21 protein-coding genes and 1 tRNA gene are annotated in these 21383 nt (G+C 39.2%); 14 read left to right on the top strand and 8 right to left on the bottom strand.

Annotation, left to right across the window (positions count from 1 at the left end; genetic code table 11):
• The first annotated feature begins 11 nt into the window (after nt 1-11).
• Nucleotides 12-209: a hypothetical protein gene (locus HY987_RS06270; RefSeq protein ID WP_292756723.1), complete on the top strand. Its 198-nt coding sequence runs from the start codon at nt 12-14 to the stop codon at nt 207-209.
• Between the two features lie 334 nt (nt 210-543).
• Here HY987_RS06270 and HY987_RS06265 read toward each other — a convergent pair.
• Nucleotides 544-653 (bottom strand) — tRNA-Met (locus HY987_RS06265).
• 203 nt (nt 654-856) lie between these two features.
• Between HY987_RS06265 and HY987_RS06260 the strand changes: the two genes are divergently transcribed.
• A complete protein-coding gene (locus HY987_RS06260) occupies nt 857-1687 on the top strand; it encodes a methanogenesis marker 8 protein (protein ID WP_292756721.1) in 831 nt (276 codons plus the stop codon).
• 85 nt (nt 1688-1772) lie between these two features.
• On the opposite strand, the gene HY987_RS06255 is transcribed toward HY987_RS06260, so the two are convergent.
• Nucleotides 1773-2153 (bottom strand): CBS domain-containing protein, encoded by a 381-nt coding sequence (locus tag HY987_RS06255; RefSeq protein ID WP_292756719.1) that lies wholly within the window; start codon nt 2151-2153, stop codon nt 1773-1775.
• A 50-nt stretch (nt 2154-2203) separates the two neighbouring features.
• On the opposite strand from HY987_RS06255, the gene thiC reads away from it, so the two are divergent.
• The 7 genes from thiC (at nt 2204) to HY987_RS06220 (ending at nt 9858) form a co-directional block, all read left to right on the top strand.
• On the top strand, nt 2204-3478 hold the full coding sequence (gene thiC, locus HY987_RS06250; protein WP_292756717.1) for a phosphomethylpyrimidine synthase: 1275 nt from the start codon (nt 2204-2206) through the stop codon (nt 3476-3478).
• Nucleotides 3479-3667: 189 nt separating this feature from the next.
• Entirely contained in the window at nt 3668-3946 is a 279-nt protein-coding gene (locus tag HY987_RS06245) for a glutaredoxin family protein (RefSeq protein WP_292756715.1), read from the top strand.
• Nucleotides 3943-4449: a ferredoxin-thioredoxin reductase catalytic domain-containing protein gene (locus HY987_RS06240; protein ID WP_292756713.1), complete on the top strand. Its 507-nt coding sequence runs from the start codon at nt 3943-3945 to the stop codon at nt 4447-4449. Before HY987_RS06245 ends, HY987_RS06240 begins: the two co-directional genes overlap by 4 nt.
• Nucleotides 4450-4717: 268 nt before the next feature.
• A complete protein-coding gene (locus HY987_RS06235; RefSeq protein WP_292756711.1) occupies nt 4718-5572 on the top strand; it encodes a transcriptional regulator FilR1 domain-containing protein in 855 nt (284 codons plus the stop codon).
• A gap of 328 nt (nt 5573-5900) precedes the next feature.
• On the top strand, nt 5901-7319 hold the full coding sequence (locus HY987_RS06230; protein WP_292756709.1) for a response regulator: 1419 nt from the start codon (nt 5901-5903) through the stop codon (nt 7317-7319).
• Nucleotides 7320-7586: 267 nt separating this feature from the next.
• Nucleotides 7587-9251, top strand: coding sequence for an ATP-dependent DNA ligase (locus HY987_RS06225; RefSeq protein ID WP_292756708.1), 1665 nt, complete (start codon nt 7587-7589; stop codon nt 9249-9251).
• A gap of 214 nt (nt 9252-9465) precedes the next feature.
• A complete protein-coding gene (locus HY987_RS06220; protein ID WP_292756706.1) occupies nt 9466-9858 on the top strand; it encodes an exodeoxyribonuclease VII large subunit in 393 nt (130 codons plus the stop codon).
• 77 nt (nt 9859-9935) lie between these two features.
• Here the strand turns inward: HY987_RS06220 and HY987_RS06215 are convergent, their stop codons facing one another.
• Together HY987_RS06215 and HY987_RS06210 are read right to left on the bottom strand one after the other, a co-directional pair.
• On the bottom strand, nt 9936-10943 hold the full coding sequence (locus tag HY987_RS06215; RefSeq protein WP_292756704.1) for a UPF0104 family protein: 1008 nt from the start codon (nt 10941-10943) through the stop codon (nt 9936-9938).
• A 2-nt stretch (nt 10944-10945) separates the two neighbouring features.
• The gene (locus tag HY987_RS06210) at nt 10946-11623 is read right to left on the bottom strand and encodes a glycosyltransferase family 2 protein (protein ID WP_292756702.1); all 678 of its coding nucleotides are present in this window, start codon (nt 11621-11623) and stop codon (nt 10946-10948) included.
• A gap of 102 nt (nt 11624-11725) precedes the next feature.
• On the opposite strand from HY987_RS06210, the gene HY987_RS06205 reads away from it, so the two are divergent.
• Nucleotides 11726-13183: a 6-pyruvoyl-tetrahydropterin synthase-related protein gene (locus HY987_RS06205; RefSeq protein WP_292756700.1), complete on the top strand. Its 1458-nt coding sequence runs from the start codon at nt 11726-11728 to the stop codon at nt 13181-13183.
• A gap of 45 nt (nt 13184-13228) precedes the next feature.
• Here the strand turns inward: HY987_RS06205 and HY987_RS06200 are convergent, their stop codons facing one another.
• Nucleotides 13229-14683: a PIG-L family deacetylase gene (locus HY987_RS06200; RefSeq protein WP_292756698.1), complete on the bottom strand. Its 1455-nt coding sequence runs from the start codon at nt 14681-14683 to the stop codon at nt 13229-13231.
• Between the two features lie 226 nt (nt 14684-14909).
• Between HY987_RS06200 and HY987_RS06195 the strand changes: the two genes are divergently transcribed.
• Both HY987_RS06195 and glmM read left to right on the top strand, forming a co-directional pair.
• A complete protein-coding gene (locus tag HY987_RS06195) occupies nt 14910-16379 on the top strand; it encodes a glycosyltransferase family 39 protein (protein ID WP_292756696.1) in 1470 nt (489 codons plus the stop codon).
• A 250-nt stretch (nt 16380-16629) separates the two neighbouring features.
• Nucleotides 16630-17979 carry a phosphoglucosamine mutase gene (gene glmM, locus HY987_RS06190; protein WP_292756694.1) on the top strand — a complete coding sequence of 450 codons (1350 nt, stop codon included), beginning with the start codon at nt 16630-16632 and terminating at the stop codon, nt 17977-17979.
• 86 nt (nt 17980-18065) lie between these two features.
• On the opposite strand, the gene HY987_RS06185 is transcribed toward glmM, so the two are convergent.
• Entirely contained in the window at nt 18066-18332 is a 267-nt protein-coding gene (locus HY987_RS06185) for a hypothetical protein (protein ID WP_292756692.1), read from the bottom strand.
• A gap of 264 nt (nt 18333-18596) precedes the next feature.
• Between HY987_RS06185 and afpA the strand changes: the two genes are divergently transcribed.
• Entirely contained in the window at nt 18597-19166 is a 570-nt protein-coding gene (gene afpA, locus HY987_RS06180) for an archaeoflavoprotein AfpA (RefSeq protein ID WP_292756690.1), read from the top strand.
• 110 nt (nt 19167-19276) lie between these two features.
• Here afpA and HY987_RS06175 read toward each other — a convergent pair whose 3' ends face one another.
• Nucleotides 19277-19600: a hypothetical protein gene (locus HY987_RS06175; protein WP_292756687.1), complete on the bottom strand. Its 324-nt coding sequence runs from the start codon at nt 19598-19600 to the stop codon at nt 19277-19279.
• A 256-nt stretch (nt 19601-19856) separates the two neighbouring features.
• A complete protein-coding gene (locus tag HY987_RS06170; RefSeq protein WP_292756685.1) occupies nt 19857-20345 on the bottom strand; it encodes an adenosine-specific kinase in 489 nt (162 codons plus the stop codon).
• 412 nt (nt 20346-20757) lie between these two features.
• Between HY987_RS06170 and HY987_RS06165 the strand changes: the two genes are divergently transcribed.
• A complete protein-coding gene (locus HY987_RS06165) occupies nt 20758-21312 on the top strand; it encodes an XRE family transcriptional regulator (RefSeq protein ID WP_292756683.1) in 555 nt (184 codons plus the stop codon).
• The last annotated feature ends 71 nt before the right edge of the window (nt 21313-21383 follow it).

Below are 21383 nucleotides of genomic sequence, written 5' to 3'. Positions count from 1 at the left end.
TTTTTTGATTAATGCGGAGTAAAAAATATGAACCGTGCACTCAAAGCGCTACGAATTACCTGACTGACTGGAAAAACATTCTAACCCATAGTATTGTGGGGGTGGCCATACTGCTTATCGCTCTTTTCGCCCCAGTAAGTCCCTACATCCGAATTGCATTTGTCGGGGTGGTTGTTGCATTCAATGTCCTCCGGATGAGGTACACCTGATTTTTAGACATAAAAAATCAAGATTCAATTTAGACTAAATAACCAATATTAATAGTTAGATGAAAAATATGAGGATTTGATGGACAAGTTTGAGTTAGTCATGAAAAAAATGTCAGAAATGTCTGAAGAACATTTAAACACGTTAATTGACATGGAATAAGAAATGAATTTGCATATGCAGGAGTTGCCCTCCCTATAATCAGTGTACGGCTGAAAATAACAAGGCACTATTTCTGTATTAGTAATAATAAATTAATAATGCTAAATGATGGTTTCCCTATTGGAGCTATAAAACTATAAAAGCGATTTAAAATTAAGTTATGGTTAAAATGAGTGCCGGGGGCGGGATTCGAACCCGCGACCTCGCGGTATCCCAGGAAAAAGTCAGAGCACTTGCTTAATACCCTATGAGCCGCGCGCTCTAACCAGCTGAGCCACCCCGGCATGGCTTATATCCTGTTCATTCTCATCTAATTTAAAGTTTTCTATGGTATGTCAACTTCATTAGGGTATTTTATTATCTATTAAATGATTTATTATATTAATGAATTTTATAAATTAATTCTGGATTGTTTAATAATTATGAATCAATTTTTTGACATGAATACCAATAGTTTGTTTGGATTGTAAAACAAGAGGTGTTATAATTGGATGAACACGTGATGGAGGTATTGGGAAAATCAAAAGTAATTATCAAGAATGGGAAAGTAGTGGAAGTGGAAGAACCATTAATTGATTACTGTCCTTTATTTCATAAATACCGGGGAATAGAAAAACTCACACCTCAGGTAATTAAAGAGAACATGGAGTTCCGCATCAATGATTTTGGCATGTGTACCAGCCAAAGGAAATTGAAAATGGCGGATTTCCTATCTTTCGGCATATCCGAAACATTGGGCACCTTACTGGATGAAAACATCATTCAATGTGCCGTGATAGTGTGTGAAGGCTGTGGTACGGTAATTGTGGAGGATCCGGAACTGGTGCAGGGAATAGGTGGTAGGATTTCTGGAATAATTAGCACCACCCCTATAACTGAAGTGATCACAGTCGTAGGTCCTGATAAAGTATTAAATCCTGAAACTGCCAAAATCAATCAAGTGGAAGGTGTAATAAAAGCTATTGATGAGGGTTACACAAAAATTGGTGTGACTGTGGCTTCTGCCGGTGATGCCCTGAAGATCAGAGAGATTGAAAGTCAGAATAAAGATGTTAAAATTTATATTTTCACAGTTCACACTACTGGGCTTTCCAGTGAGGATGCAGAAACCTTATTTGAACAAGTGGACGTGATCACTGCATGCGCATCACTGCAGATAAGAAAAATTGCTGAAGAGAGGGATGTATTTTCTGTTGGAGCATCCATACCAATTTATGCAGCCAGTAAAGATGGTGAAAAATTCCTTAAAATGAGAATAGAAAAAATAGGTGGAGTGAAGGAGAAAAAAGATGCTCGAATTCCTGATCCTCTTATTTAAGAAGATCATGTGGTCTTCTAAATTACTGTCACCAGGTTTTATCCAATTCAAAGATATTGAATTAAATCCAGTTCAGGGATCAAAATCATTCTCCGGAATCAGCAAGTGCACGTATAAGTGAGCTCTGGGTTATAAGACCCACTAAATCACCATTTTCCACTACTGGAATCCTCTGGAAACCCTTATCAGCCATGATTCGGGTAATAACCATGAGTGGAGTGTCTTTCTTTACTACCTGAAGGTTTTTACTCATTAAATCACCCACTTTCAGGCCCAGAGATTCTCCTCCAGCTAGTAAGACGTCTCGATGAGTTATTATTCCCACGAGCTGTTTTTCATCCACTACTGGTAGGCCTCCTACATTGCAGCGCATCATCTTCAGTTTTGCTGCTGCTACCAGGTCATTGGGAGAGGTAACATGCACTTCCTGGATCATGATATCCTGAGCATGCAGTTTTTTTATCATAATATTTAATTCTCAACTACTTCCTAATATATAAAACGAGGGTGAGAAAAGTGACTCAGTTGTACCAGGCTGGCAAGGGCCAGACCACAGATGAAATACGAAAAGTAGCAGAATACGAAGGCATAGACGTTCATAAACTCACAAAAAGAGTTGCTAAAGGCCATGTGGTGATTCCAAGTAATAAAAACCGGAACACCAAACCATGTGGCGTGGGCAGGGGACTGAGTACCAAGATCAATGCCAATCTTGGCTCTTCCCCTGAACTGGAAAATGTGCAATTGGAAGTGAAAAAGGCCCAGATAGCAGTAGAATACGGGGCTGATGCAGTGATGGACCTTTCCACTGGACCTAAATTCCGCGAAGTCCGCAAGGCAGTAATGAAATCTACCAATCTCCCCCTGGGAACTGTGCCCATATACCAGGCAGGAATAACTGCTTCCCAGATGCGGGATGCAGTGGTTAACATGGAAGAAGATGACATGTTCCGGGCCATTGAAGAACAGGCCCGGGAAGGAGTGGACTTCATGACTGTCCACAGTGGTATCACCCTGGACACCGTGGAAAAAGTCAAAAGATCCGAGAGGATAATGGGAGTGGTAAGTCGTGGTGGGGCTTTTCTAACAGCATGGATACTACACAACCAGGAAGAAAACCCATTATACAAAAATTATGATTATCTTCTGGAAATAGCCCGAGAACATGATGTTACCATCTCCCTGGGTGATGGACTCCGGCCCGGTTGTCTGGCCGATGCCTCGGACATACCTCAGATTGGTGAACTTCTAATACTGGGTGATCTGGTTAAACGTGCCAGAGAGGCAGATGTGCAGGTTATGGTGGAAGGACCAGGACACGTCCCCCTGAACCAGGTGGAAGCCAACATGCAAATACAGAAAACAGTCTGTAAAGGCGCACCGTTCTACGTTTTAGGTCCAATTGTCACTGATCTGGCGCCAGGATACGATCACATAACTTCGGCTATTGGAGGGGCACTGGCAGCTCGTGCCGGGGCCGATTTCCTGTGTTACGTAACCCCTGCAGAACATCTCTCCATACCGGGCTTACAGGATGTTAAAGAGGGTATTGTCGCATCAAAAATAGCCGCACAGGCTGCAGATGTTGCAAATGGGCTTAAAAGTGCATGGGCAAAGGAAATGGAAATGGCAAGAGCTCGAAAAAATTTCCAGTGGGAAAAACAGTACCAACTTGCATTCGACCCTGAAAAGGCTAGAAAATGTCGTGAAAGTAAACCCACCGCTGAAAGTGATATGTGCACCATGTGTGGGGAATTCTGTGCCCTGAGGATGGTAAGGGATAATATATAACTTCCAATGGTGCAGGACAATACCATCACATCAAATAATATTTTGCATCAATCTCTTTTTTTATTTATTTTGTCAGTTTATTAATACCAGATGTAACATAATAAAAGATAGAATTATGATGAATAAGGGCAGTGATCATTATGGTGAGGGTTGACTGATTAGATTAGTGATACTTAGGAGGAAATCAAAATGTCAATGCAGCATGTTGAAGGTGAAAACAAAGGTAAAGCAGTCCTTTTCGCGTTAAGTACCTGTGGTTGGTGTAAAAAGACCAGGACGCTCCTGGAGGATCTGGGGGTGGAATATGATTATATTTACGTTGACTTACTGGAAGGAGAAGAAAGACAGGAAGTAATTCAACAAGTGGAAAAGTGGAACCCTCAACTTTCATTTCCCACCCTGGTTCTAAACGATGAGGAGACCATTGTGGGATTCAATGAGAATAAAGTGAGGGAGATCTTGGGATGAACCCGGCTATCACTGAAGATGATGTGAACACATTTTATGAGAGGTTGAAAGATGAAACAGAGGCTGTTGGTTATCACCTGAATCCTGATGAAGCTTTCACCAAGGAACTCCTGGAAAGTATCCTCATAAATCAGGATCGTTATGGTTACGGCGCCTGTCCCTGCCGCCTGGCATCAGGAGTCAAAGAAGAAGACGTGGATATAATCTGCCCCTGTGATTATCGTGATCCTGACCTGGATGAATTCGGAACATGCTACTGTGGGCTTTATATTTCCAGTGAAGTCCTACAGGGTGGAAAAAAATTAACTTCCATCCCCGAGAGAAGACCAGGGCCCATAGAAAGGCAATCATCCAAAAAAACCTTACAAGAACAAACATTAAGCTCTCTTCCTCTACCTGTGTGGAGATGCAAGGTTTGTGGATATTTATGTGCTCGTGAAGAACCTCCCGAAATCTGTCCAATATGTAAAGTGGGAAAGGAAAGGTTTGAAAGGTTCATTTAAGATAAATCTTCATTACTACCATTTAATCCTTATTTATTTTTCATAAACTCTCCATTGTTCTACAATTTTTTGATATGGCTGTCAATAATCAATTTTACCCATTATTATTCATCTTTAAATAGTCTACACTAAGGGAATATTTATTAATCTCTAATAATCATATGATCATGCAACTTAAATTAAGGTCACAAAAATCAATAATGAAATTCATTGAATAAAATCATAATAATTAATAAAATCCCCTTATAAAAAAAAAGGTGGAAGTGAAATGGACTATATGTTTGAACTCTACGAGCAAGTTAAAGATGACATGAAATTTTTCATAGCCTCCGATGTACGGGCTAAAATACTAATTAGTTTAAGAAGTGGATCCAAGAATCTGGCTGATTTACGTAAGGAGATCCATCTGAGTTCATCAACTATTTTACATGGAATGAATCAACTGGAACAGAAAAATTTCATTTTCCGAGAATCAGGAAATTACTCCCTATCCCAGACTGGAGAAGTAGTAGCCAACAAATTAATCGATGTAATGCGTTCTTTCTATTCCTTAAACCTCTGCGAGGGACTGTTCTTAAACCATGACATCAGCTGCATCCCTCCAGAACTCTTCAAAGACATAGGTTGCCTGGAAAAATCATTCATAGTGAAATCCACCAGCACCAATATCATGAGACCACAAGAGGTTTTATCAGAATTCCTATCTAAAAGCAAAAACTTTAAACAACTCACATCTGTTTATAACCCATCAAGCATCCAGATTTTCCTGGAAACCCTGGAGAAAAATGGAAAAGTTCAGCTTATCATGACCGAAGGAATCATTGATAAACTGGTGGAAAATGTTGGGGAAGAAAAACTGCAAAAATGGATCAACGATGGTAAGTTGCAGTTAATGAAAATCGATGAAGATGTGAAGATCTCCCTAACCACCGGTGATAACTTCATTGCCCTGGGCCTATTCTCAGCTGACGGAGCTTATGATCTGAATATTTCCTTGATTAGTCATGGTGAAGAGGCTATTTCATGGGGTAACCGGTTATTTGATCACTACTTCCAGCAGTCCACTCCAGTCAAGGTGGGGTCATTGGAAATTCATGATGAAATACTGGCCATAGAAAAATAATTCTAGTAATCAGAAATAGTGGCCAGTAAAACTCACCCCCTTTTAATTATCAGTTTGAATTATTTTTTTTAAATAGATAGTCGGGGGTTATTTTTTCTATCCTATTTTTTTTCCATAAGTTTAATTTTATTATAAACAGTTTTAAGCATGTTTAGGGTGTTGTTTTTACCATATTGTTCTCAAAAACGTCTCTGGAAATGTTTAGCCAATTTATCTTTTCAGTTTATAAGTATAAAAAGAATTATTGGCAAATAAAAATAACTATAAATGTGATTGATCCATACCAATAATATCTGAGATCTTAATAAATAATACTCTGTGGGATGTTATGGCCGAAGAAATAAGAGTTCTAATATTAGAAGATGTGCCATTGGACGCTGAACTTATAGAAACTCAGCTTAAACGAGAAGGCCTCCAGTTCACATCTAAGATCGTGGAAAAAGAAGATGATTACCGGAGAGAACTGGCAGAGTTCCAGCCGAGCATCATCCTGGCAGACCATTCACTTCCCCAATTCGATGGTATCACTGCCATGAACCTGGCCCGGGAAATCACCCCCAACACACCCTTCATCTTTGTAAGTGGGAAAATAGGTGAAGATTTCGCGGTTGAAATGCTTAAAGAAGGCGCAACAGATTATGTTCTTAAAAATAACCTCTCAAAATTACCACATTCGGTTGTAAGGGCTCTAAAAGAAGCTAAAGAGAAACTTGAGAAATTAGTTGCCGAACAGGCCCTCAAAGAACGTGAAGAGAAATACCGAACTCTTTTTGAATACTTCCCAAACTACGTGGTTGTTCTGGGATTGGATGGTAAGATCATTGATCTTAACCATGCTGCGGCCAAATTTAGCCCATTATCTCGTGATGACACCATTGGTATGTATTTCACTGATCTCCAGTCCATCACTGGAGAGGATTCATCCTACTACCAGGAACTATTCTCCAAATATCTGAAAGAAGAGGATGTAGAACCATTTGAGTCACGTTTAATATCCAGAGAAGGGGAAATACGTTTAATGGAAATTTATCCAGCTCCTTTACTTAAAAATGGGGAGTTATTTGCAGTTCAAGTTATAGCTCAGGATATCACCGAACGGAAAAAGGCAGAAACAGAAATAAATGCATCTTTAAAGGAGAAAGAGATGCTTTTAGGTGAGATCAATGGTAGGGTAAGTAACTACATGAACATGATATCCAGCCTCCTGGAACTCCAATCAGTTTACATGAAGGATGCGGAGAACCGGGAAGTTTTAAAGGATAACAAAAATAGGGTCAAATCAATGTTATTAATCCATGACGGATTCTCCCAGTCTGAAGATTTTGCTCTCATCGATTTTTCACAGTACATCAAAAAACTCATAGAACTCGTAGTCAGTTCATACCATGTGGATACTGACCGGATAAAGATGAAAACCATGACTGATGGGTTGATGCTGGATATTGACGCAGCCATCCCCTGCGGACTAATCATCAATGAACTGTTAACCAATGCAGTAAAACACGCCTTCCCTGGAACCAGTGAAGGAGAAATTTCCGTGGAATTTGGGCTGGATAATCATGAAAACAATGTATTGATCATTAAGGATAATGGTGTGGGACTTTCTCCCAGTATTAAATTTAAAGAAAGTGGAACTATGGGTTTCCAACTGGTGAACACCCTGGTAAACCAGTTAAAAGGTAGCATAATACTTTCCAGAGATAATGGCACCACTTTCCAGATTATCTGGTCTGAATCTGAGTATTAACATTTTAAAATCTGTTATTTATAGTTTCATTCGATTTTTTCACGATTCTCTAAAATTTAACAGTAATTATTGGTAGTTAGGGGGGGTATGATCTCCCCATGTATTAGGTATGAATCCGGACGATTAATCAGGGGATTATCTATGAATTTAATTTTTTTTAAAAAAAAGTTGTAAATTTAAATAACATTGACTTTAATATTATTTTACCGAGTAAAAAGCTTAAATACATGTTTGAAACAGTTGAGTGAGTTTAATGGTGATGGTGCAATGCTTTACAAGGATTTAGTGGAAGTCTACCAGGATCTGGACTCTACCACCAAACGTCTGGAGAAAACCGATATATTGGCCAAATTTTTAGCTAAAGTGGGAGATGAAGAACCTGAACTCCTCCCCATAGTAACTTTACTATCTTTAGGGCGTATTTTCCCCACATGGAGTGAGGAAGAACTGGGGATCGGATCAAAACTACTGATGAAAGCTATTTCCCAAGCAGTGGGGGTTTCTCCAGAAGATGTGGAGAACCGGATGCGGGACACTGGAGATATTGGCGAGGCTGCCGAGGAGTTATACCAGAAAAAGAGCCAGGTAACTCTATTCAGTCGACCAATTACCATACTAAAAGTCCATCGTAATCTGGTGAAAATGGCTGAGATTTCAGGTAACCGGGCTCAGTATAAAAAAATTGACTATCTGATGGAACTTTTATCATCTGCATCCCCCTCCGAGGCCAAGTACATCACTCGTACTGTCCTGGAAGAACTTCGCGTGGGTGTGGGGGAAGGAACCATCAGGGATGCCATTTCACAGTCTTTCAACATACCCAAAGAAGTTGCAGAAAGAGCTCATATGCTAACTAATGACATGGGGCTGGTGGCTGAGGTGGCCCGAATGCAAGGGGAGGAAGGCCTGCGCAAACTAACACTTAAACCAGGAAAACCCGTAAAACCCATGCTGGCACAGTTATCTCCCGGTATAAAGGAGAGTGTGGAAGAAATGGGTTGGGCAATATGCGAAACCAAATACGATGGGATAAGGGTTCAAATACACAGGCATGGTGATGAAATTGATATTTTCACCAGAAGACTGGAAAATATCAGTTTGGCACTTCCTGAAATCTCGGATTATATTAAAAAATCCCTTCCGCATGAAGATTTCATTGTTGAGGGTGAAATAATCGCCAGTCGAGATGGAAAACCAATATCATTCCAGTACATGCTTCAAAGGGTACGTAGGAAATATGAAATCGATAAAATGATTTCTAAAATCCCGTTAACTGTTTATTTATTTGATGTACTCTATTATGGGGGGCCCATTCTGGATGAACCTCTCCAGGAGAGGAGGAAAACCCTGGAATCAATAGTTAAAGTAGATGAGGGTAAACTGGAGCTTTCTGCCCAGGTTAAAGTCACCCCTGAAGAGATTCACAAGGCTCAGGATCTCTTTGAAATTTCAATTAAGGGAGGTCATGAGGGGATCATGATCAAAGATCCACATGCGCCTTATATGCCCGGTATAAGGGGTAAGAAGATGCTTAAATTAAAAGCAGAACCAGAAACCCTGGATCTGGTGGTGGTGGGTGGAACCTATGGAACTGGAAAACGAGCTCATTTCATTGGCTCCTATTTAATGGCTCTTCAGGATGAGGACAACCAGCTCAAGCCCCTGGCCTACGCTGCCACAGGGTTGGATGATAATACACTAATGGAACTTTCCCAGATGGTGGAACCTCTTATTGTAAGTAAGGATGGTAGGCAGGTAAAGATAGAGCCTTCAGTAATTCTGGAAATTGCCTTTAGTGAGATAGTGGAGAGTCCTGAGTCTGAAACTGGATACTCCCTTCGTTTCCCGGTGGTTAAGAGAATTCGTAATGACCTGGGCTTGGATGAAATTGATACCCTGGAGCGGATTGAATCCATTTTCAGAACTTCTTAAGAAAAGTTGAATAAACCATTGCAACATATTGGATTAGATAAATAGATGGTATTATTCATTATTTTTTATTTTATCCCCTATTTGAAGTTATTTTTTATTTAAAGTTCCATTTTTAGAAAGTTCCAATTTTAGAAATATTATATCCAATGATACATTTTGCAGCATTCAACCATACTTATTAATAATAACTCATAATAGTATTACTGTGGTTGTAATGGAAGACAAGAAAATCTTCAAACTGGCTTTATTCACTGCTATTCTGGGACTGGTGGGGATGATGTTTTCTGCAAATTATATAACGCCTCAAAAGGTTCTAATTAAAGACATGAATCGTGGAATGCTCGATAAGGAAGTTTCAGTTGAGGGAATGGTTACGGGAGTCACCCAGTCCCAGAAAGGGGGAACCTATTTTCTGGAGTTGATGGATGGAAGTGGGAAAATCAAAGTGGTTGTATTTGAAAGTGCAGCATCTGAAATCCAAAAATCCAGTATAAACATTGAAAACTTTAAAAATAGACGTATAAAAATTGTGGGGAGAGTTACTGAGTATCAGGGTAGTCTGGAAGTGGTGCTAAAGGATGCCAGTTCACTGAAGATAATGGCATGAAAACATGCCAAATATTTAGTTATGGGAAGATATTTAGTGATGGGAACTTTTATAGTTTAAAAAGAAATGCTTAGATCCTAATCTTTTTTTGAAGCCTTTAAACCAAGGGTGTATCCTTTGATCTCATCCAGGATATCCTTGGCATAGTAGGAGGCAAATATTATTCCCAGGGCACTAACCACCCAGAAGGATGCTAAACGATCCACCATGGCTATGCTTCCACCCACTGCACTGGAAACTCCGAAAAGCACCAACAATCCAGTGAGTGATAGTTCAATGGAACCAATACCTCCGGGTAGGGCAGATACTATTCCAATGATGTTGGCCAGGAGGAAGATGATAATAATGGCCACGAAGTTGATTTCAACGTTGAAAGCAACAAAGACAACGTATAACCGCACACATTCCAGAAGCCAGGAAACAGCGGTTAATAAGAATACCACCAGCAGATTCTGGAAGCTGCTGAATGTTTTGGTGTATTCGATCATGCTGCGTAGCCCTTCGGTGAACTTCTGGTAGAAGTTCTCCACCACCTCTTCAGAGATGGGTAAAAACCGTAGTATTGAATGAATACGATTATAAATCCATAAACTGGTATCTTCTCTCCAGTTGATTAGATAGATAACTAATAAAAGCCCTAAAGAAGCTAAACCTCCCATTACTGCTATCAATCTAACTTTTGGGAGTAAGCATGCGCATAATATTAATAAAACAGCTACAATAACTCCGTCAAAGAATCTTTCGGTTAGTCCTGCGGATAAACCCTCTGAAAGGGTTATTCCATTGATTTTTTTACCGGCAACAGCGTTTAAGACTTCCCCTGCAGTGCGCATGGGGCTGAAGTTTCCTGCAAAAAGTCCAATGGTTTTGACAATGAAGTTCTTCTTGAATTCCCAGGGTTGATTAATGATATAACCCCAGCGTAATGAGCGTATCCACACTACAAATAGGTGTATGCCGACTGCTAGCAGTATTAACCATGGATTGGCAGTTTTTATTACTTCCCACATTTGCTGGGGACCGATCCAGATTATTAGGAGTGCCAGTAGCAGGATACTTACCAGGAAAACATAATATCTTTTCAAGGTCAGATCCTCCGCAGTAATTTACGTATCAAGAGGCGCAGCGTGAACATCATGTAATGCACCACATGTCGAGAGCGAACGTAAGATTTTTCATTACCATAAATACACTGTATTGGACTTTCAGCCACCACCAGATCGTTTTCTGATGCCTTACAAAGGACTTCTGATTCATAGACATAGTCGTTGTAAGATATGTCCACAAAGAATGGGGCTGCTTTTTTAGATATTACTCTGAACCCGCACTGGCTATCAGTAATATGGTAACCGGTCACGAATCTTATCAACCGGGTGGTTATTCCATTGGAAAGCCGACGTTGCAGAGGCATGTTATGAGGGGCCATGTTAAGGAAGCGGGAACCTATTAACAAGTCAACACCATCCATTCCCTCTAGGAGTAGGGGTATGCAGCGGGGGTCATGTTGACCATCTCCATCCAGAAGAACTATAAGATCATAGTCATCTTTAATGGCACTTTCAAGTCCAGTTTTGATAGCTGCACCTTTGCCTATATTTTTATTATGTTTTAAAACTTTTGAACCCGTATTTTTTGTAAGTGCTGCTGTTTCATCGGTGGATCCATCATCAACAACCATTACGTCTGAATATTTTTTAACACAATTAACCACGTGCAATATGGCATTTTCTTCGTTGTAAGCGGGAATAATAGTTATGATTCTCATTTAAATTCCTGTAATTTATTAATGGAAATTAACAAAGTCAGCAAATAATATTATACTTATAAATTTAAATATTTTCATTTAATATAAAGTCATGGTGTTCCAATGAACTATTCCCAAGTCTTACGAGAAAAACCTGTTTTACTGTTACTCGTCCCTGCCGTAGCAGCATTTTTCATAGCACTAATTCCTACTTTAAAGTACGGGTGGCCTTTGGGTGGGGATATTTTTTATCATGTTCATCTGGCCAAGCTATACTTGGAACAAGGATTGATCTACTGGGATCCGTTAACATCTGCACCATACGGGCGGCCTATTTCTTATCCCCCCATTTTTCATTTGTTATTACTTTCATTCGGCTTTATTTTTGGGGATATGTTCGACGCGGCCCGATTTTTACAACCAGTACTAACTCTGTTCTTATTCTTCTCCTTTGCTTACGTAGCTTACAAACTTTATGAAAGTGTTCTGGTAGGTGTTACTGCCGGATTCTTTATATTTTTCAGTGTGGTCTTTCAAAGATTTATCTTACCTGGCCCGGAAAATCTGGCCCTCATACTGTTTCCCCTGGTGCTTTATGGGTTTTATCTTTCCACCAATAAAAAAAGTTATAAATACGCTTCAATATCAGGGATCATGACGGGAATAGTATTTTTAACCCACACACTCTCTGCATCATTCTTGTTTTTGGTAACATCCATTTATGCTCTCTTAATCAGTTTAAAGGATAAATCAATTCTGAAGTACTGGATGGTATTTGTTATTTCTGCTTTTCTGGTAGCATCAATATGGTGGATACCGTTACTAGTTAAATATGGGCTTGTTTTTAATTCAAATGGTGATGCTCCATATCTGGTGAGTTTTTTAAGTTATCCAAAGTTTTTCGGGATCTTAACACTCCTATTTGCATTTTTAGGTGCTATTCCAATGGTTAAAAGAAGATCCAAACAGGATATTTTAATATTAACCAGTTTAATTTCAATTTTAGTTGTCAGTAACCTGAATTATCTGGGTGTATCTATTTTAAGCAACCGGTTCCTGACATTTGCCCTTTTCCCCCTGGTAGTCATGGCTGGATTGGGAGTTAAGCACTTAAAAATCATAATTGCACAAAAAAACATCTCCCGGAAGTTCTACTGTATTTTCATCGCTTGTGTTTACATATCATCGGTTATGATTGGATATTCCATGCTGGCTGATGTTGACAGTGGATTCATCTGGTTAAGGGCCTCTGACAGTGAACTGGACATTGCAGAATGGTTCCAGGAGAATGGGGATAAAAAAAGTGTGGTGGTAGCGTATAACTTCAGAGATCCATTTATAGTGGCTATCAGCAGACAACCCGTGGCGGTGGGTGGTTATGGTCAGGGTATATTACAGTCCCTGGATATCCAGAAATATGCAGATGGAAGGGTGAATCAATCAGATTACATAAAGGATAATGTGGGATACGTGGTTCTGTTTTCAGGTATGAAAGCCCCTCCCTACACCACACTGGTATATAAAAATAGTAATTACGAAATTTATACTTTCAACCGAGATGCTTCCTTAACTTCCATTTAAATTAAGATAATCGGATATCTCAGGGTGGATAACGCACTGGTTATATTAAGATTCAATCAGATTTATTCCAGAATCAATTTCAAGTTCTCTCCAGGCTGATAAGTCCATCAGTTGCCCCTCTTTATCACTAACATCGGTGTTCATCATCAGGAATGATGAATTCTTAAAAACATTCAGAGGGAGCTTCAACACTAACATGTCCCCCTGAACTTCAACTGTGGCATTCATTTCAACTTCAATGCTGTTAACAGATTTTTTCTCATATTCTGCAGTGCCATTTTGAACCTCAACCTCCAAACGTTTAAATTGTCCATTCTCCAGAAATCGGAAATGGTACCTGTAAACCAGTTCACGGTTAATATCATGGGCAGCGGATATGATGATATAAAAATTATTATCATCACGTGCCACGCCCACGGAACTCATTTCATCCGATGTTTTAAGAGTTTTAGTGTTATAATCATATCTCACATCTTCAAATGAGGATTGTGGCATTCCTGTTTTAGAAAAATTGTTATCATTAATAAATTGCACGTTAACTGGTTGCGGTGTGGCGAAAAGTTCGTTAATTCGGATGAAAGATTTAAGATACCCTTTGGTGAGAGAAAGGGGGAGTCCATAGGAATTAATAGCTTCTTCTTTTGTCTTCTCTTCATCTGCAGTTAAAGGATTTTCTATACAGTTAACATCAAAGTTCTGCAGTTCTGGGGGAGGTGTTAAATTTAGAGATGGCTGGTAGTTAGGGGGTGATGGCCATTTAGTCCCACCCTTATGAACCAGATAAGTGTATATCTTCCCTTTAAAGTTCGTTGCAGCGGTAGAATACATTACAAATGCATTGGTAGCCCAGTGATCGCGATGTTCATCTAGTCCATCCGGAGTGATGATGATGGTGGGCTTGAAATCAGTTATTATTTGTTTTAAGTTTTCTGCTACATTCCCGCCGGTGTAAGTAGCATTCTGCTGGTAAGTGAAATTATAGTGGGAATGATCAAACTTGTTGAAGGGGGTGTTGCTGGTGTAGAGTTTATCCGGGTCCCAGTAATCCTCAAACAGGGCTTTGAGGCCGGTATCAGGATAACCCAAAAATATAATGTTACTTTCATTCACACCCAATTTGGAGAGTGCATTCAAAGCTTCTTCATGTCTCAGTTCTGAAATTTCAGTGGAACTGTTCTTATTATTTTTTTCAAGGTACTGGGAAAGTTCTTCTGGTGTGGCGGCACTGCTACCATCCGTCATAACCACCACGGTTACAGTGGCATTCATATCCCTGGCCTTTTTTATCAACCCACCGGCAGCCAGTGATTCATCATCAGGATGGGGAGCAATAACCAGAATTCTATCACTACTCTGGATTTCAGGCATCTGAGAGTATTCTGGAGTATCCAAATAGCTTAAAAATAAATATGATAGGGTGATAATTGTAATTAAGCCTAAAACGATTAAAAGGAGTTTGTTACGGTTTGACTGTGGGGATGGAGGGGAAGTGGTAGTCATATCAGTACCTTTAATGTATTTTTATTCTATTTTTAATCATTTTATTCTTTTTCCCTCACTTTATAGGATGAGGATTACTAAAATTGTTTTAAAATTAATCAATGACTTAATTAAAATTAATCAATGACCTAAATGTTATTTATGTTTAAATCGATAACTTCAAATTAAAATACCATGAGTTTAGTTTACTAATATTTATTTATCATCACAGACACCGGTGTGCCCTATGGAATATGAAAAAATAACTAAAAATAAGTCTGTTCTATTACTTTTGATTCCTGCCATCCTTGCGTTCTTCGTGGCCATTATTCCCACTTTAAAGTACCAATGGCCATTAAGCTGGGATATATATTACCATGTGCACCTGGCCAAACTCTACCTGGAGCAAGGACTCACCTTATGGGATCCGTTAACCTACGCACCCTTCGGAAGACCTATTTTTTACCCACCCTTATTCCATTATATTTTGGCGGCATTTACCGCCCTTTTTAAAGTTGATCCCTTCCAGATTGCCCGATATCTGCAACCAATTTTTGCATTTTTCCTGGTTTTATCATTCACCTACGTTGCCTGGAAATTTTACAACTTAAGGGTGGCTCTCTTAGCTGGATTCTTTTTGTTTTTCACCTCAGTATTCCACCGGGCCATGCTACCCTTACCAGAAACCCTGGCCTTAATTTTATTCCCCATCGCAGTATACTTTTATTACCGTGCACTGGAAGGAGATGGATATAAATTAGCTGTTTTGGGAGGTATTATCAGTGGGTTGATGATGCTAACCCATAATCTAACTGGATTAATAATGTTAGGAGTGGTCCTACTTTTCACATTAGCCCTTAAACTGCGAAAGGATAAAGTCGAGTACAGGTCTTTAGGGATATTCCTGGGATTCACCCTTATAGTAGCCGCTCTTTGGTGGTTTCCCCTGCTAATCCAGTATGGTTTCGTTTTCCACAACCCCCGGGCTGTTATTCAAGGACCTGTTCAGTACCTTATCATCCTGGTTAAGACCATGGGAGCACCTGCCCTGATATTCACCCTTTTATGGGTAATTTTCATGATTATGGGATTAAAAAAGGATGATCTGGAAAGGTGGTATAAAAAATTATCCCGTAAGGAGATTTTAATTATTTCCTGGACATTATTTCTGTTAATATTAAGTAATGCCTATTTATTGGGATTTTCCATACTCATAGATCGTATATTGAACTTCGCAGTCTTTCCAGTGGTGCTTATGGCTGCACTGGGACTGGATTACATACACTCCTTTAAGGGTAAAAAATCGGTTTATGACCGAATATACAAAGTTATAGTTATTATTTTAATCATATCTGCAGTCTGTTCAGGAGTATTCTATGCTTTATCTGTAAAACCACTGGTTAATGACTCTCAAAGAGACTTAGCCCAGTGTTTTGCTCATAATGGGGGTGGTAGTGGAGTGGTAATGTCACTCACTGAAGGCCTTGATCCGGTGATTGTCTCGGTGTCCAGGCAACCAGTTTCCACTGGAGGTTACCAGCCAGGTATGGTTAAAGTCCTTGATCGAAACCTTTACTACAGTGGAAATTTCACTAAAGAAGATGTTGAGAGGGATAAAATTAGATACTTTGTGGAACAGTCCCCAATAGTTCATCCCAGTTATTTCACCCTGGTTTACCAGAACAAAGATTATAAAGTCTGGCGGGTAGATATCTAGATCGAGTACGCAGTGATAACATTATCGGATTGGAATAATAGATACCCAAGATAACCGAAACTATCAGGGATAGTATATAGCCATTATCATGGATATCAGATACCAGCATTATCAGATTGGATATAGTATTTAGATCACAGCATTTCAGAACGTATTAACCATAAATATAATTGTAAATTCTTGATTAGTTAATCTAATCAAGTTTAAATTAAATCAAGCGTTTAATGATAATTTTAAGGAAGTGCTTTTAATGAAAAAGTTATTCGGAACATTTGGGGTTAGAAGAATTGCCAATGAAGTATTAACACCAGAATTCGCATCCAAACTGGCTGCAGCATATGGAACACTGGTCAAGGGATGGGTAGCTGTTGGGGGAGACCCTAGAACATCCACTCCCTTAATAAAACACGCAGTGATATCCGGACTCCTCTCATCAGGATGTCAAGTGGTTGATCTGGGAATACTGCCCACACCAGCAGTACAGTATGCAGTTCGGAACTACTACGATGGAGGGGTGATCATCACTGCCTCTCACAACCCTCCACAGTACAATGGGATCAAATTCGTGGATGAAGATGGAATTGGTATAGCTGAAGATATGGAACTTGAGATCGAGGCCATGTACTTTAACGAAAACCCAGACAGGGTGGCCTGGGATGAAATTGGGGATATAACCACCAATCCTGGCCTGGTTGATGAGTACATTGATGAAGTGATACAGCGGGTGGATCACGATGCCATTAAAAAAGCCAATCTCAAGGTAATAGCAGATTGTGGTAGTGGAGCTGCCTGTTCCACCACACCTTACATTCTCCGCAAACTGGGATGCGAAGTCACCACCCTTAACTGCCAACCTGATGGTCACTTCCCTGGGAGAAACCCGGAGCCAACTGAGGACAATCTCCAGGAACTCATTAAAACAGTGAAAGCCACTGGAGCTGATCTGGGAATCGCCCATGATGGGGATGCTGATCGTACCATCTGCATAGATGAAGAAGGAAGCTTTGTAATGGGGGATAAAACTTTCGCTCTGGTTGAAAAACAGTTACTGCAGGAAAACCAGGGAGGACTCATAGTTACCACTGTGGCCACATCCACTGCCATCTACGATATAGCAGAAGAATACGGTGGAACAGTAAAGGCAACTCGGGTGGGTGACCTTTTGGTAGCCCGGGAACTCAAAGAGAGCGATGGATTATTTGGTGGAGAAGAAAACGGAGGTCTTATTTTCCCTGACTTTGTTTTGGGTAGGGATGCTGCACTGTCCACTGCCAAAATCGTGGAAACAATGGCCCTCACAAAAAAACCGTTATCCAAGCTGGTGGCGGAACTACCGGCCTACCAGTCAGTGAAGATGAAAGTGGAATGTCCTGATGAACGTAAACAGGAGATAATGGATAAAATCGCTGTTGACACCCAGGAATATGAGATTGACACCACTGATGGGGTGAAAATCTTCCGTGAAGAAGGATGGCTCATCATCCGACCTTCAGGAACAGAACCAATCTTCAGATGCTTTGCAGAAGCTAAAAACATTAATGATGCTACTAAAATGGCAGAATGGGGCATATCCCTTGTTAATAAGCATTTAGGAAACTAATAGTAGCATTTAAAAACTAAGTTAGCTTTTAGAAACTAATAATATTATATAATTATTTTTTCTAAAACTTTCTCTTATTCTCCTTTTTATTTTTCCCTTCTTTTTTGTCCAGGATCATCAAAATAAAAACCGTAAAATTCCGCACAATAAGCGCATAATGGGAATTTCCCATAACGGTAGCGGCTCCCGTCCTCTTTATTCATATCAAATTTTTTACCGCAAGTGTAGCAAGTTTTAATTTTTTCATCTTCTTGATTTTCACGGTGTATTTCGCTTTCTTCACTATTTGGATCAGAATTTTTAAGTGGTTTACCTTTTATTACTTCATTATTCTGGATGTTAAACACCACCATGGATTATGAGTCTATTAAATTCGTATTTAATCATTTAAATGGATATGATTAGGTATTGTTCTATGGTTAAAGTATTGTACTATGGTTAATTGAATGGTAGATTCATTTATTGGTTTTAGATTTATTCCTTGATTAATCTAATATTTATATGGTTGACTTACAATGTATGCTGGTTTGACTTTCAATATCAGGTAAGTATCATACCAAAAATATCATACGAAAATCGAAAAATAAATTATGAATTGGTGCACAGATAATAAGATCATGAATAAAAAAAGAAAAATTGCCTGGGGGATTACGGGAAGCGGTGAAAAACTGGTGGAAACCGTGGAAATCATGCAACAGATGAGGGATGAATACCATAAACAATTCGACATAAGGGTGTTCATTTCCAAGGCAGGAGATCAGGTTTTAAAATATTATAATCTCTCCAATACTCTGGAAACGAAGTTTGACAAGACCTGGACTGAGATCAACTCCAATGCCCCCTTCCTGGCTGGACAGATTCAGCTGGGAAGGTATGCGTTCCTTTTGGTGGCTCCGGCAACATCTAACACAGTGGCTAAGATATCACTGCGCATAGCAGACACCCTGCTCACCAACGCTGCCATAATGGGTCAAAAAACTAACACACCACTTTACATCATGCCCACAGACTTTAGGGAGGGTATTGTAACCACTAAACTCCCTAATGGTAAAGATCTGGAGTTGACCATAACTCGTGAGGATGCAGAGCATGTGGAAAAACTGTCAAAAATGGACAGTACCAATGTATTTGAACATCCTGAGGATATACCAGCCATATTCCGTGAGCACGCTGAAATGCTTAAGTGATCTCTAGTATTAGGCAGTTTTTGAAGATTCACATGTATTTTAATGTCTAAATAAGCTCTTAAGTAGACTATTAACTGGGTTTTAAGGTCCTAAATGAGTTTTTTGAAACCTTAAAGTAGTTCTCTTCGCAGTTGTAAGGTGACGCTGAACTTTTTAATGGAAAGGCCCTCATCCACGTCATCACTAAAGGGCGAGATCCCTCTGAAATAGTATTCCACCGGTCCGGTATTATCAATATCCACAGGCACAGTTTCCATATCATCCAGTGTATCAAAAAAATCATGTATTTCCATTAATTTATCTTCCGGACCACTGAATTTAACAACCAGGGCCCCCTCTCTTCTGTTTTGGAGTGATATGTATTTATCATCCACATCTATAGTTTTATCTTTCTTTTTACTCCCACTAACCCTATGAAATACGATATTTGCCATAATTTAACCCCCTAATCTGTTTTATACACTATAATAATTGGTTTTTCTGGGATATAAATTTTGAGATATCACATGGATTTTATAATCATTTTTTGGAAGAGAGATAGAGAGATACTTCCTCATGATTAGGCTATTTAGGATGAAAATCTAGATAAGAACTATTTTTAAAGAAATTAGTTTTTTAGAAAAATGAAAAAAATAAATAAAATAAAATTAAGGCATTAAATAATGAAAATAGTTAATTATGGGTTTTATGTTATAATTTATATCCTATATCCCTGAGGAATTTATGCCTATCATCCACATCCTCCTCTGTCTCAATAGATTGCGGTTTGAAACCATCAACAACTCCAATTATTCCCCTCCCCTGTTTGGTTTCAACAATCAGGGCCTGAACTGGATTGGCAGTGGCGCAGAAAAGATTAACCACCTCAGGCACATCTTTGATTCGTTGGGTGAGATTTAGGGGGAATGCATTACCCAGGAAGATCAGGAAACTGTGACCACAACCCATCTCCAGCATTTTCTCCCCGGCAAGTTTCTCTAGATCTGCATTGTTACCAGCAGTTCTCACCAGACAATCTCCTGAAGCCTCTCCAAATGCAAGACCAAACTCTGCCTGGGGCACGGTATTCACTATGGCCTCGTAAAGGTCCTCCACAGTCTTGATGAAATGACTCTGTCCTAAAATAAGATTACAGTCATCTGGTGCTTCCAGTTTAACAATTTTAATGTTAAGTTCCATTACACATCCCCCATTTATCATTTTTACCATCAATATTATCGTCCATTAACTCAATATTCATCTGAAATTATATCTGCATCTGAAATTATATCTGTCTATTTAATAATTGGAATTCATGGCATGTTAATTTAACTTTTCAAGGGATTATTTTCCCTTTTTTGAAGTTTTTTCAACTGGTTATCTTGGTCATTGGTAATTTATTTATAGTAGCAAAATTAAATTGTCATTAACAATCATTATAAAATTGGTGTAAAATTATAGATATAAGGTGGAGCATAGGATCAAAAGAGATAGAAATCCAACTATCTTAGACACATTAAAATAAAATCCTGTTAGTTTTTATAAACCATTGGCAAACTAGCCAAGGGCTTGATTAAAAAGGCTTAATCACATCTAATGTGAGGTTTTAGTTATGAAAGAGAAGATGAAGGAAATTGGGCTGAGAATAACAGAACTTCGAGAGCTCTCAGATATCAGTATTCAGGACATGGCGGATTACCTGCAAATTCCCCTGGAAACCTACCAGGAATATGAAGAAGGGAAAAAAGACATCCCTGCCAGCATTCTCTTTGAAATTGCCCATAAAATGGAAGTGGACATGGGTTTACTATTAACTGGAGAAGAAACCAGGATGCACATTTTCAGCGTAACCAGAAATGGAAAAGGAGTGGAAGTAGGTCGTAGAAAACAGTACCAGTATGAGAACCTGGCGGAAAAATTCATACACAAAAAGGCAGAACCATTCATCGTCACTGTTGAGCCTAAAGATGAGGAATACAAGCCATCAACCAATACTCATCCAGGACAGGAGTTCAATTACATTCTGGATGGAACCCTGAAAATTTACATACACGATAATGAGATCATACTCCATGAAGGAGATTCCATATTCTTTGATTCATCATATGAACATGCAATGGAAGCCCTGGAAAATAAACCAGCCAAATTCCTGGCAATTGTAATGTAAAAAGGGATATTGGAATTTTAAAAACCATTATGATACTGAAAATGGATAATAATCAACATATATTCAGAGAA

Origin of the sequence: Methanobacterium sp. (assembly GCF_016217785.1) — an archaeon.
GTDB lineage: Archaea > Methanobacteriota > Methanobacteria > Methanobacteriales > Methanobacteriaceae > Methanobacterium.
The sequence above is the reverse complement of the archived record's forward strand: the minus strand, read 5'-3'. Positions and strand labels throughout refer to the sequence as shown.